Source organism: Rhizobium sp. WSM1274 (genome assembly GCF_025200775.1).
GTDB lineage: Bacteria > Pseudomonadota > Alphaproteobacteria > Rhizobiales > Rhizobiaceae > Rhizobium > Rhizobium leguminosarum_I.
This window is the reverse complement of record NZ_CP104138.1, coordinates 2,613,030-2,625,747: the sequence shown is the minus strand read 5'-3', so window position 1 is coordinate 2,625,747 and position 12,718 is coordinate 2,613,030. Positions and strand designations below refer to the sequence as shown.

Annotated in this window: 10 protein-coding genes and 2 pseudogenes; 8 read left to right on the top strand and 4 right to left on the bottom strand. The window is 60.6% G+C overall.

Annotated features, from left to right (window positions below):
- Positions 1–313 precede the first annotated feature (313 nt).
- Entirely contained in the window at positions 314–1,897 is a 1,584-nt protein-coding gene (locus tag N2600_RS13255; RefSeq protein WP_170262358.1) for a Na+/H+ antiporter, read from the top strand.
- Positions 1,898–1,996: 99 nt separating this feature from the next.
- On the opposite strand, the gene N2600_RS13250 is transcribed toward N2600_RS13255, so the two are convergent.
- A complete protein-coding gene (locus N2600_RS13250) occupies positions 1,997–3,898 on the bottom strand; it encodes a potassium transporter Kup (RefSeq protein ID WP_260296471.1) in 1,902 nt (633 codons plus the stop codon).
- Between the two features lie 342 nt (positions 3,899–4,240).
- Between N2600_RS13250 and tyrS the strand changes: the two are divergent.
- Positions 4,241–5,502 (top strand): annotated as a pseudogene (tyrS, locus tag N2600_RS13245) (tyrosine--tRNA ligase).
- 114 nt (positions 5,503–5,616) lie between these two features.
- Here the strand turns inward: tyrS and N2600_RS13240 are convergent.
- Entirely contained in the window at positions 5,617–6,933 is a 1,317-nt protein-coding gene (locus N2600_RS13240; RefSeq protein WP_260296470.1) for an MFS transporter, read from the bottom strand.
- A 191-nt stretch (positions 6,934–7,124) separates the two neighbouring features.
- Here N2600_RS13240 and N2600_RS13235 point away from each other — a divergent pair, with 191 nt between their 5' ends.
- The 4 genes and pseudogenes from N2600_RS13235 to N2600_RS13220 all read left to right on the top strand — a co-directional run bounded on the left by N2600_RS13235 (position 7,125) and on the right by N2600_RS13220 (position 9,450).
- Entirely contained in the window at positions 7,125–8,024 is a 900-nt protein-coding gene (locus N2600_RS13235) for a LysR family transcriptional regulator (protein WP_260296469.1), read from the top strand.
- Positions 8,025–8,194: 170 nt separating this feature from the next.
- Positions 8,195–8,514: pseudogene (locus N2600_RS13230) on the top strand (MFS transporter); the annotation flags it as partial.
- A gap of 178 nt (positions 8,515–8,692) precedes the next feature.
- On the top strand, positions 8,693–9,025 hold the full coding sequence (locus N2600_RS13225; protein ID WP_260296468.1) for a hypothetical protein: 333 nt from the start codon (positions 8,693–8,695) through the stop codon (positions 9,023–9,025).
- A 2-nt stretch (positions 9,026–9,027) separates the two neighbouring features.
- On the top strand, positions 9,028–9,450 hold the full coding sequence (locus N2600_RS13220; protein WP_170255150.1) for a TIGR02594 family protein: 423 nt from the start codon (positions 9,028–9,030) through the stop codon (positions 9,448–9,450).
- Positions 9,451–9,561: 111 nt separating this feature from the next.
- Here N2600_RS13220 and N2600_RS13215 read toward each other — a convergent pair whose 3' ends face one another.
- The gene (locus N2600_RS13215) at positions 9,562–9,882 is read right to left on the bottom strand and encodes a low molecular weight protein tyrosine phosphatase family protein (protein WP_260296467.1); all 321 of its coding nucleotides are present in this window, start codon (positions 9,880–9,882) and stop codon (positions 9,562–9,564) included.
- A 77-nt stretch (positions 9,883–9,959) separates the two neighbouring features.
- Positions 9,960–11,363, bottom strand: coding sequence for a pyridoxal phosphate-dependent decarboxylase family protein (locus tag N2600_RS13210; protein ID WP_260296466.1), 1,404 nt, complete (start codon positions 11,361–11,363; stop codon positions 9,960–9,962).
- 289 nt (positions 11,364–11,652) lie between these two features.
- On the opposite strand from N2600_RS13210, the gene N2600_RS13205 reads away from it, so the two are divergent.
- A complete protein-coding gene (locus N2600_RS13205) occupies positions 11,653–12,009 on the top strand; it encodes a PT domain-containing protein (protein WP_246726657.1) in 357 nt (118 codons plus the stop codon).
- 133 nt (positions 12,010–12,142) lie between these two features.
- The gene (locus tag N2600_RS13200) at positions 12,143–12,649 is read left to right on the top strand and encodes a GNAT family N-acetyltransferase (RefSeq protein ID WP_260296465.1); all 507 of its coding nucleotides are present in this window, start codon (positions 12,143–12,145) and stop codon (positions 12,647–12,649) included.
- Positions 12,650–12,718: the final 69 nt, after the last annotated feature.

Sequence of the window (12,718 nt, the reverse complement as noted above, 5' to 3'; positions counted from 1 at the left end):
TGGATTTAAGGAGGATGCGCAGCAAACTCCAATTAAATCCAGGCAATGATCGATGGCAACGCGATCATCGGCGTCAGATGTTTGCCGAGATAATAGGCTGCGTCCCGAAGCGGCGATTCCGTGCGGCGCATTGACGATAAAGCGTATTCTGCCGATGCTGACACACGGACGGTTTGCTCTAACCTCTCCGCTGGGGTTCGTCGCGAAAATGCAGGGTAACGCTTTGAATTGTTATATAATTCTTTGAAACGACTCCAGATTTGAATTATGCAGAAGGTATCCGAAATTCGTTGCTGAGCCGGGGCAGAGGCACATGGAACCAACCCATTTATTCGAGCTCGTCATCGCGATGTTTCTGGCGATCATCGCGCTGCACTATGTTGCCCACCGGCTCGGATTGCCGCCGTCCGTCGCGCTGCTGACTGGGGGCGCCTTGCTGGCCTTTGTACCGGGGTTGCCGGCGATATCAGTCGATCCGGAGCTGGTGCTCGTCATCTTCCTGCCGCCGTTGTTGATGGACGGGGCCTGGTCCATTGCGGCGGCGCGGTTGCGGCGGCATGTGATCGGCATCGCCTCGCTTGCCGTCGGCGCGGTGTTCTTCACCTGCGCGGTCATCGCCGTCGTCGCCCATCTCATCTTTCCATCGATTCCCTGGGCAGCTTGCGCAGCCCTCGGCGCGATCGTTGCGCCGCCGGATGCAGTTGCGGCGCGTGCCGTGCTGCAGCGCGTCAGGCTGCCGCGGCGGCTTCAGATTCTGCTGGAAGGCGAGAGCCTGCTCAATGATGCGAGCGGCCTGGTGCTCTTCCGTTTTGCCGTTGCCGCTGCCGCAACCGGAGCCTTCAGCGCGACGGAGGCGGCCGGCAGTTTCCTCGTGCTGGCGCTCGGCGGCGCCGTCATCGGCATCGTGGTGGGAACGGCGTGGTTCAAGCTTGTCCGGCGCCTCGGCGACGAATATCTCGTCATCGCGGCCTCGGTGCTGCTTTGCTGGATTGCCTATCTCGCCGGAGAACAGCTGCATGTTTCGGGCGTCATCGCCACCGTGACCGCGGGCCTCATCATGAGCTGGCATCAGCACACCGTGCTATCAGCCGCAATGCGCATGCGCGGCGTCTCGTTCTGGACGGTGATGATCTTCCTGATGGAAGCGGCGGTCTTCATCCTGATCGGGCTGTCGCTGCGGGATGTCGTCGAACGCGGCGGCGGCTTTACCACCGTAATCGCGACGATGGGGCTACCGATGCTGGCGATCCTCGTCGCACTCGTTCTGGCGCGGTTTGCCTGGGTCTTTGCCTGCGATTTCGTCGTCAGGTTCTGTGCTTCGCTGGGCTTCGCACGGGCCCAACCGCTTGGCGTCGGCGGCGCTGCCGTGCTCAGTTGGGCGGGCGTGCGCGGTGTGGTGACGCTCGCTTTGGCGCTGAGCTTGCCCGAGGGGTTCCCGGGCCGCGACTTCATCCTCGCCACCTCCTTCGCGGTCATTCTCGGCACCGTGCTCATCCAGGGTACGACATTGGGGCGGGTGATTGCCTGGGCGCGGCTGGTGGAGCCGGAGTCGGAACATGCGCGCCTGACGATGAGCCAGGCCGAAGCCGCCATGGCGCAGGCGCAGTTCGGCATCGTCCAGAGCTTGGCCTATGACGCGGAAGGAAAACTCATCCACCCGCAATTGCTGGAGCGCTACCAGCGCCGCGCCACGTCGATCATCGACTACGCCGAGAAAACCGAGCAATACATACCGGCGCTGCATGCGCATTTCGACGTCGTTCTCGAAGCGGTTGCCATCGGGCGTCGGGAACTCATACGCCTCCATCGCGCCGGCGAGATCGACGATGAGACGCTGCTGGAGCTGGAACGGGATCTCGATCTCGAGGAGCTGAGTGCGATCTCGGCCAAGGCGTGAGGTTCAGCGCCTCGCGCCTTCGAGATCATTTTCAACGCATTGCGATATCGAGGCTGACACGAGCGCGGTCCGGACGACGAGGCCGCGCGGCGTCCTGCCCTAAATGGCGATCTGTTCGCCGAGTTCGACGACGCGGTTGGACGGCAGGTTGAAGTAATCGGAGGGATCGATCGCCAAGCCCTCCAGCGCCATGAATATGCGCTCCTGCCAGCCGGGCAGCCCGGTGTTCGGCGTCCTGACGAGGTTCCGGCGGCCGAGATAAAAAGAGGTTCTCATGATCTCGAACTTGAAGCCGCCCTCGCGGCAGAGAGCCAATGCCCTGGTGACATCGGGGTCGTCCATGAAGCCAAAGGTGATGTCGAGGCGCACAAAGCGCGGCGAGAGCTGGCTGATCTTGATGCGGCGGCTGTCGGAAACATAAGGTTCGTCCTCGGTCCAGACGGTCAGAATAACATTCTGTTCGTGGAGCACGTGGTTGTGCTTGAGATTGTGGAGCAGAACATTTGGCGTCCGGTCCGGAACGCTGGTCAGGAAGACAGCCGTTCCCGGAACGGTGACCGGCGAATGGTCCGACCTTCGCTCGATCGACCTGATGAAGGAATCGAGCGGGATCTCATTGTTGGCCCGCAGTCTCTTCAGATAGGCTTGGCCTCGGGTCCATGTCCACATCAGGATCATGATTGCCAGGGCAAGGGCGACCGGAACCCAGCCGCCATCGTGAATTTTCAACAGATTGGCCGCCAGGAATACCACTTCGATGACGAATAGCGGCAGCAGTGCGACTGCGGCAAGGACAAGGGAGTATCCCCAGGCGGCCCGAAGAAACTGGAAGGCCAGCATGGTCGTGATCACCATGGCGCCGGTCACCGAGATACCGTAGGCGGTCGCCAGCGACTCGGAATCGCCGAAGGAAAAGATCAGCATCAGCACGCCGATCAGAAGGAGAAGATTGACGCTCGGCACATAGATCTGGCCAGTGTTGGTCTCCGAGGTGAACTTGATCCTGAGCCTCGGCAGGAAGCCGAGGTGAACGGCCTGGCGGGCCAGCGAAAATGCGCCTGTTATCACAGCCTGGCTGGCGATGATCGTTGCGATCGTCGCCAGGAGAACTATCGGCAGCAAGGCCCAGTCAGGATACATCAGAAAGAACGGATTAATGGCGGCGTCCGGATGGGCGAGAACCAGTGCGCCCTGGCCGAGATAGTTCAAGAGCAGTGCCGGAAAGACCAGAACGAACCATGCCATCTGGATCGGGCGGCGCCCGAAGTGCCCGAGATCGGCATAGAGCGCCTCCGCACCCGTCACCGTCAGAAAGACGGCGCCGAGCACGATGAGGCCGACAAGGCCGGCATGAGTGAGGAACAGGAATGCATTGACCGGATTGAGCGCGCCCAGAATCCGCCAATCGTCACCGATATGGAGCAGGCCGCCCGCCGCCATGGCCAGAAACCACAACACCGTTATCGGCCCGAAAAACATTGAGACGGCGGCCGTTCCCCTTGATTGGACGGCAAAGAGAACGATCATGATCGCCGCCGACAGAGGCGGGACGTATCCGGCAAAGGCGGGCGTGATCAATTTCAGGCCTTCGAGCGCCGACATGACCGATAAAGCAGGCGTGATCATCGCATCGCCGATGAACAGGGCGGCGCCGATCAGGCCGGCGAAGAAGAGCAGCGGCACGTTTCGTCCCATTTTCTTCATCAGGAGGGCGAGAAGTGAAAGCGTGCCGCCTTCGCCGTCATTGTCTGCCCTGAGAAGGAAGAGCACATATTTGAAGGTCACGATGATCGTCAGCGTCCAGACCATCAGCGAAATCAGGCCGACGACCTCTGCCTCATGCACGCCATCGGCGGCAAAGGGCCTCAGCGCCTCGCGGAAGGCATAGAGCGGGCTGGTGCCGATATCGCCATAGACAACGCCGACCGCGCCGATGACCAGCCCGACAAAGCCCTTCCGGCCGACGCCATCCTCCGTCTTATCCATATGCGTCGACGTCATCGTACCCCGCTCATGCCACTTGCCTATGAGCACAAACATATGCCGCATTGCAGAACGGCAAGCAAATTGATGCGGGTTCGATTTTTTGTGAGGGGCGGATGCGGGGATCGGAGGGCGGCGTTGCGATCCGTTCAGCGTCGTCAATTCATATCCCTTGTGATTGGGCTGTCGCATGGTAAATATGGATGCATGACCTGCACCCTGAACCTATCGAGCTTCTATTACACGCTGCTCCCATAGAGCGGCGCAAGGTCATATCCCTGACACTCGAGACGCCGCACGGTCGGCGGCACGTGTGTCAACAGATGGTCTCCGGCCTCATCGGCTCAAATGGAGACCCTCGTGACACTATCCTCTCAGCCCACCGGACCCAGATCCGACTTTCTTCGCACTCTGAGCGAGCGCGGCTTCCTGCATCAATGCACAGACTTGGAAGCGCTCGACAGCTGGCTTTGTTCAGGAGCCGGCACGGCCTATAACGGCTTCGATCTCACCGCCGACAGCTTGCATGTCGGCCATCTCATTCCAATCATGATGCTGCGGTGGTTCCAGAAGACCGTTAACAAACCCATCGCTTTGCTCGGCGGTGCGACAAGCCGGCTGGGTGATCCGAGTTTCCGCGACACGTCGCGTCCTTTTCTCAGCCAAGGGCAGATCATGAAAAACTCGATCGGCATCCGGAAGGTCTTCGAGCGCTTCCTCGCGTTCGGGGACGGCCCGACCGATGCCGTCATGGTCAATAATGCCGACTGGTTGGGCGGGCTCAATTATCTCGATTTCCTACGCGATATCGGGCCGCATTTTTCTGTCAACCGGATGCTCACATCGGAGAGCGTGCGCCAACGGTTGGAACGAGAGCAATCGTTGTCATTGCTGGAATTCAACTACATGGTCATGCAGGCTTACGACTTCCATGTCCTCGCGGAAAGCCGCGGCTGCCTGCTTCAACTGGGTGGCTCCGACCAGTGGGGCAATATCGTCAGCGGCGTCGAATTTGGACGGCGGATTGGCGGGCGAGCGCTGTTTGGATTGACTGCCCCGCTGCTGACGACGTCGTCGGGTGCGAAGATGGGCAAGAGCGTTTCGGGCGCGGTTTGGCTGAACGCCGATCGGTTGTCGCCTTATGAGTTCTGGCAATTCTGGAGAAATGCGGCAGATGTCGACGTGGGTCGTTTTCTCAGGCTGTTCACTGAGTTGCCCTTAAGTGAAATTGCACGCCTCGAAGTGCTTCGGGATTCCGAGATCAACGAAGCGAAAAAGATCCTTGCCGACCAGATCACGAGCCTGTGCCACGGGGCAGATGCGGCAGCGCAAGCTTCCGAAACCTCCCGGCGCACCTTCGAAGCAGGCGAGGTGCCGACGGGTCTTCCGACAATCAATCTCCCGGATAGCCTTCGCGGTGATTTTCCGTTGACGCTATGGTCGTTGCCGGGCTCGCCAGGTCGAAAAGCGAAGCACGTCGATTGATCGTCGGCGGCGGTGTGCGGGTGAACGGCGGCAGCGTGAAAGACGAGACAACGCGGCTTGGCGACTCCGACGTCCAGGACGGCGTGATCCGGCTGTCAGTCGGCAGGAAGCGACACATCCTCCTTCAGCCGGCCTAGCGTGGCGTGTTCAATTCGGGGAGCGGGCAAATTCGACCACCTGTCGCGCTCCCCATTGATACAAGTTTGATGCGGCAGCGCCCTCTTTCACCCGAACGACCACGAGCCGCCTGTTCAAGTCGCTCCAGGCTGTCTCGCCACTTCGTAGCGAGCCCGGCTCAGGCTGACCAGGCTCGCTATTGCCGCGCAGCCGCCTGCAGTGACGATCGCAAATTCGAGCGCGCTCGACAACGGCAATGTTGCGAAGATGATCGACATGCAGATCCCACCCAGGGTTTGGCCGAGAAGCCGCGCGGTGCCTTGCATGGCGCCGGCGGCGCCGCTTCTGGCTTTCGGCGCCGATAGAAGGAGAATTCGGTTGTTCGGCGTTTGGAACAGTCCGAAACCGAGGCCGGCGATCACGGTGCCGACGAGAAACGCGATACCTTTCGGGTCGGGCGGGGTGAATCCGACCACCAGGAGGCCCAGGGCGAGCAGCGCGCCGCCGATGGCGCAAAGCCATGCCGTCTTGACGCGGTTTGCCAAACGTCCGGAAATGGGCGCGATGATCGCGGTCGCGGCAGGCCAGGGCATCATGTATAGACCGGCCAGAACCGGCGTCATGTGCAGCGTGTGTTGAAGGTAAAAGGGCAGCGCGATGTAGCTCAGCATCTGGCCGCAGAAACAGGATGCCGAGGCGATGACCGCGACGCGGAATGCCGGTTCCGCCAGCAGGTCCGTGGGAACGATGGGTGCGTCACTGTTCCGTTCAAGGCGCAGCAGGACGAAAAGGCAGGCCAGCGAGGCGGTAATGAGGACGGCACCGCTTATCGGCGCGATCGCTATCCGGTCGGCGCCGCAGAAGAATAGGATGAACATCAGAGTGTTGGCCAGCATCGCCTTGGCGTTCAGCTTTCGCTTCGCGCCCTGAATTTGCCCGAGCTGACCGCCGCCGAGCAGAACGATGGCGCCGAGTGGTATATTGACGGCAAACAGCCAGGGCCAGGTGGTGACGGAAAGAATGGCGCCGGCAATGCCGGGGCCGGCAGCGGAAGAAATGGCGATGACCATGGCATTGATGCCGATGATCGGACCCAGCATATGCTGCGGCACCGCCGAGCGCAGGTTCATCATGGCAAGCGCCATGATCGCGCCACCTCCCAAGCCCTGCGCGAAACGAGCAAGGATCAGCAAGGGAAGGTCGCCCGCGAAGGCGCAGGCCGCGGAAGCCGCGGTGAACAGCGCGACGCCGATCAGGAAGACCCGCCGCGCGCCGTAGATTTCACCCAGCGCACCACATGGAAGAATGGCGACGAGCACGGCCAGCTGATAGGCCGAGACGACCCATACGGTGCTACCCGCCTCCGCCTGCAGCGAGACCGCGATCGAAGGTAAGGCGACATTGGCAATGGCTCCGTCCAAAACGACAAGAACAAGCGTAAGAAGCAACATGGCAATAGCCAGGTACCGTCGAGGCGACGTCAGGCCATCTTGGGAAACTGGTGCGGCGTAGGTGAGGGACATGAGAACTCCTCGATGGTTGGTGGATGGTCGACTACTTAGGCTTTGCTGATTGCCTGCGCCAGACGCAACGAAATCAATTGACCGTTGCGTATTGCGACATGCCTGAATAGAATTCAGCCATGTCTGATCTCGATCTCAACCTCTTGGTGGCACTGGATGCGTTGCTGCGCGAGCAGAGCGTATCGGCCGCCGCTCGTCGGCTTGGCCTCAGCACGTCCGCCATGAGCCGGACGCTGTCACGGTTGAGGACCGCGCTAGGTGATCCGATCCTTGTGCCGGCCGGGCGCGGCATGGTTGCGACGCCCCATGCCCTGGCGATTGGCGCCGAGGTACATTTGTTGAAAGAAGCCGTGCAAGCCGTGCTTAGTCCGCCGTCGACCGTGGAGATCCGGGAGGTGCGCCGCCATTTCACCATCCGTGCCAATGAGGCATTCGTGCTTCTCTACGCCGCGGGTCTCAGCGCCGCCGTGACGAACGCTGCGCCGGGGATAAGGCTTCGCTTTGCGCCGAGATCGAACAAGGATGTTCAGGCATTGAGGGACGCAGCCATAGATTTGGACATCGGTGTCCTCCCGCGAGACAGCGGGGAGCTGCGTTGCCAAACCCTTTTCGAGGATCGGTATGTCGGTCTCGCAAGGCTAGGGCACCCGATCTTCGATGCAGATCGGATAACGGCGGAGCGTTATGCTGCCTGGGGCCATGTGCTCTTCTCGACGCAAGCGGATTTTGCCGGTCCGATCGACAGGGCGCTCGCCGAATTGGGCCATGTCCGTGATGTCAGACTGATCGTGCCAAGCTTTCCGGCGGTGATAGCCGTCGCGGCAGCATCCGACTTGATCGGCTCGATTCCGAAGTCATATTGCAAGTCCGCCGCGATAAGCCATATCAAAACCTTTGACCTGCCCGTGCCCGTGTCGGGTTTCAACATCGTGCAGGCGTGGCACCCCCGCATGGACGCAGATCCCGTGCATCGCTGGCTGAGGGCGCTGATTTTTGAGACCTTCCACTCAATGAACTGAGTGCGTGGCCCGCCAAAACAAGCGCTTCGTTCCCATTCCGCAGATGTGATCAGCGATCTTGTTCAGTGCAGCTTCCCGGTGATGCAGGGAGCGAGAATTACTGCTCGGCAGCGCCGAATGATGATCGCTGATGGCGCCAATAAGCGGACATCAGTCGTGAGCGGCTGCCAACGGCGACACATCCTGTTGTCGCGCTCGCAGGCTTCGGCCTGATAGGTATCGGCTGCTCTTCGGTCGATCCGCTTGCCATCTCGGCTGCGGCCCGACGCACAGATCGGCCCGCACCGATCAATGTTGCGGCTCTGGCGCAGCCGACGTTTCTCGTGTTTTTCGCAGGGCCGCCGCTGCTCGGTTTCGTTGCCGAACATTTCGGCATCCGCTTTTCGTACTGATGGTCGTCCCGGTTATCGGTGCCGCACTCCTGGTCACCAAGGCGCTTGCCGCTGCTTCCGCGCCGGTCAAAGGGCAGCCCGAACCGGTGCAACCGTAGGGTTGAGACGCTTGCGCTGCCCGTCGGCGATCCCAAGGTCGTACATGTTCGAAACAGGCAGGGCGCGACCACCGGCCTTTGCTGGTGAATGGAGCGAGGCGCAATGTATTTCCCATCGCGTCGAAGTATTACAAATGATCTCCTGAAATATAGCTCATATAGGTGACGAGCCAAGGTCATGCCCAACCGTCGACTCTGGACGAATGGTCTTGTCGTTCAAGTACTTGCGGGCGCGGTCTATCTCCTCGGAATGAAACTGGTTCGGATGGTGAAGTTCCAGCCTTTCGTGCTGGCAAAACATATGTTTGCGGGTTTTTCGATCGTCGCCTTCTGCCGCAAGGTGAGGCTCACAGGCGGCGTTCCTGCGCCTCGCTTTGGACAAATTCCTGCCGCCAAAATGCCAGTATCAGTTGTTTCTAATTCACGCCATAATTCGCATCTACGTTGCCCCGCCTGTTTTATTCTTCGCTACATTTCGGATTTTCAACATTATACAAACAATGGTGGGTAACTATGAAGGTTATTCTCGTCATCGTCCTCACGGCGCTTGCCGTGCCCTGTGAGGCGGACATGCTCGGCACGGCGTCCCGATACAAAAGCATGCATGAACGCTCCATCTCCTTCCTCGGCATCAATCCGCGCCGGGTATCGTGGTGCGGCGCATTTCTAGCCTTTGTCGCCAAGCGATCTTCGCGACAGCCGCCGCCCAACCCCAACATGGCAGCGTCCTGGAGGACGTTCGGCCAACCGGTCGGCGTCCGCTCCGCCAGGCGAGGGGATGTCGTGGTGATCCGCACCGGCCGGCGCTTTCATGTGAGCCTGTTCGATCACATCGACCCGGGCCGGCAGTACGTCTACCTGTTCGGCGGCAACCAATCCAACCGGGTCCAGCTGTCCAGATATCGCGCCAGTTCGGTCGTCGCGGTGCGACGATGATGCCGTGAGGAACGTGAGCAGGCATCGCTTCCGAAAAAGGCGAAGTATCACTCCTTGAAAACCTCTTGGCTGAAGAAGACGACTGAATTCAATATCTTGTCGTATGGCCGCTTAGAGATGCCGAGGTACCTTCGCCTTCAACAGTTCGACGAGCGCGGGGTCCATGAAATCGTAGTCGTCAGGAATATGAAGGCAGATCAACCGCTTGTCCTTGAGGGCTGACCGGTACTTGCCCTGGACTTTCGCACGGTGTGCCTTCTCCATGACGAAGACGATATCGGCCCATTCGATCAGTTCTGTCGACAGCGGGTTTTCGGCATCCTTGTTGGTGCCTGCCGAGGAGACTTCGATATCAGGCCAGCTCGCGAAGACCTGTTCGGCCGTCGGGCTGCGAAGCTTGTTCTGACTGCAGACGAACAGGACGTTTTTCACGTTTCGATCTCTCTTGGAGTGAGCGAGGCCCGCGATAGCACAATTCCGCGCCCGGGCGAACCAAGGGAGTTGGTGTGTCACCCCCGGCTGACGCTCTTGAACGCAGCGATGATGCTTTCTGCGGCGCGTTGCGCCTCGTCTGACGTCGTTTGGAAATTGGTGACGGAGAGGCGGAGCACGTCGCGGCCGCGCCATTTGGCGCCGCCGGCGAAGATCATGCCGTCCGCCTGGATCTTTTCGATCGTCTTTCGGGTCAATGTGTCGCCTTCTTCGGAGGGCAGGTCGGCGCCGAAGCGGATGACGAGCTGGTTCAGCGTCACCTTGTTCAGAATGGCGATGCCCGGTTGCTGCGACAGGAGATCGGCCATCAGCCGCGCTGAGGCGCAGCACTGGTCGATGAGGGTGGTGATGCCGTCGCGGCCGAGATGTTTCAGCATCGCCCAGGTGGCAAAGCCGCGCGCCCTTCTCGAAAGCTCGGGCACGTAGTGTGAGGGATCGCGTTCTCCTTGGCCGGCTAGCGGCAGATAGCTCGCGGCGATCGTCATGGCGCGGCGATGGGCGAGTTCGTTGCGGACGATCGCATAGCCGCAATCATAGGGCGTCTGCAGCCACTTGTGGCCGTCGGTCGCCCAGCTGTCGGCCGCTTCGATGCCGCGGCTGAGGTGGCTGGTCTTCGCTGAAGCCTGCGCCCAGAGGCCAAAAGCGCCATCAACATGCACCCAGGCGCCTTTCGCCTTCAGCGGCGGGATGATCTTGCCAAAGTCGTCGAAAGCGCCGGTATTGATTTGCCCAGCTTGAAGAACGGCGATCAAGGGACCGGCGACGGAATCGAGCGCCCCCAGGAATGCCGTCGGGTCGATCCGGCCCAACACGTCGGTGGGCAGGCGCAGCACGCGATCATGCCCGAGGCCAAGGAACTGAAGCGCGGAGAAGACGGTGGTGTGGGCGTCGTCGCCGATGAGCACGGTAATCTCAGGCGCACCGAACAGGCCCTTTGCATCGGCATCCCAGCCCACCTGGCGCAGCACCTCGCCGCGTGCGGCGGCAAGGCAGGTGAAGTTCGCCACCGTCGCTCCGGTGACGAAGCCGACCGAGCTTTCCGCCGGCAGCTTCAGGAGATCGAGAAGCCATCTCGCCGCGACGGTCTCGACAGCCGCCGCGGCCGGTGCGACGACATGGTTTCCGGCATTCTGGCCCCAGGCGCTGGTGAGGAAATCGGCGGCGACGCCGACCGGATGGGAGCCGCCGATGACCCAGCCGAAAAAGCGCGGCCCTGTGGTTGCATGCAGCCCAGGTTCGGCGCCATCCGAGAGGCGCCTGATGACATCAAGCATATCGGAACCGGCCGCCGGCAGCGGCTCGTCGAAACAGGCAAGCGAGGCTGCGTAGTCATGGGTGGGCATATGGCGGGCGGGTGCTGCCTGCCGGAACGCGGCGGCAAGGCGGGCGGCTTCTTGAAACAGAGATGCGATTGCCGACATGCGGATCCCCCTGCCGCCGCCGATCCTAAAGGACCGCCCTCAAAAAGCAGGCTGCTGGCGCCATGCTAGCCCATATCGCCGACGCTGTCTTTGCCCCTGGCTGTTCCTCGTCCTTGCCCAGACCCTCAAGACAATTTGAGCATCGGGGAGAGGCTTGCTAACTATATACAATAACTACATTATTCAGTGCTGTCCATTTTTCAAAATTTGGGGCTCTTGTTGAAAAATGATTGCCTTCGTCGCAAGTATCGTTCAATAATGCGGAAATATCATTTGCACCATTGTCAAGTTGGTGCTGCCAAACAGCGAGGGATATGCACTGAAATATTTCCTTCTCTACGCGCTGACATGCACGTTGGTCGGGATAGTTCTTGTCTTCACCATCGGCGAAGTTGTGCGGTTCAAGATCGACAAGCCAACCGATCAATCGGTGGCCGAACCAACTGATGAGCCAGTTGCCGCCGTCCAACCAGTCGATCCCTTGGTCGTCCGATCCACTGGCCAACCGGTCGACGGGCCAGCCCGTGAACCGATGGTCGGGCCAACCGGCGAACCGGCTGCGAGGCCGACCGATCAATCGGTGGTCGGCCCGAGCGATGAACCGGTCGTCCGGAAGGGCGGCCGGCTGGGTAGTCCGGCGCAGTAATCGGCGCTTGAGACGATGGATTTGTAGTCGATCTCATAACTCTAAACATAGGCCGAAGGACGAGACTTGCTGACACCGGTTGACGGCTGGGCCATCTGTATCGACAGTGCCTCTCATCTTGCAGGAGGTCCCGATGGATGGAAGCGGCACGACGATCAGACATATCCAGGCCGACGAAGTGGAGGCTTTCCGGCGCATCCGCCTGGAAGCGCTTCGCGCCGAACCTTCCCTCTTTGCAAGCCGCTACGAAGACTGGGCGGCTCTTTCTCTCGAGGAGTGGCGCAATCGCCTGAACGAGCCGGTTTTCATCGCCTTTCAGGATGGCGAACCCGTTGGCATAACGGGCCTGCTTCGACAGCGGTCGAGCAAGATGGCCCATCGCGCGACGATCATCATGGTTTACGTCAGAAGGAGCCTGCGCGGAACGGGCCTTGCGGGCAAGCTGCTCAGCGCGGTGGCCGACCATGCGCGCGACATCGGCATCCTGCAGCTCGAACTTTTCGTCAGCGCGGAGAACCCGGCCGCAATACGCTTCTATCAGCGGCAAGGCTTCACAGAGATCGGCCGGATTCCCGGCGGGGTTCTGGAAGAGGGCAGGGAGATCGACGACGTCATGATGGCTCGCCGTCTGGTCGGTTAACTCCCACCGAATATCAGCCCATATCCGTTCGTCTGACCTATTGACCTCAAGCGGGGTTGGGATTGCAGC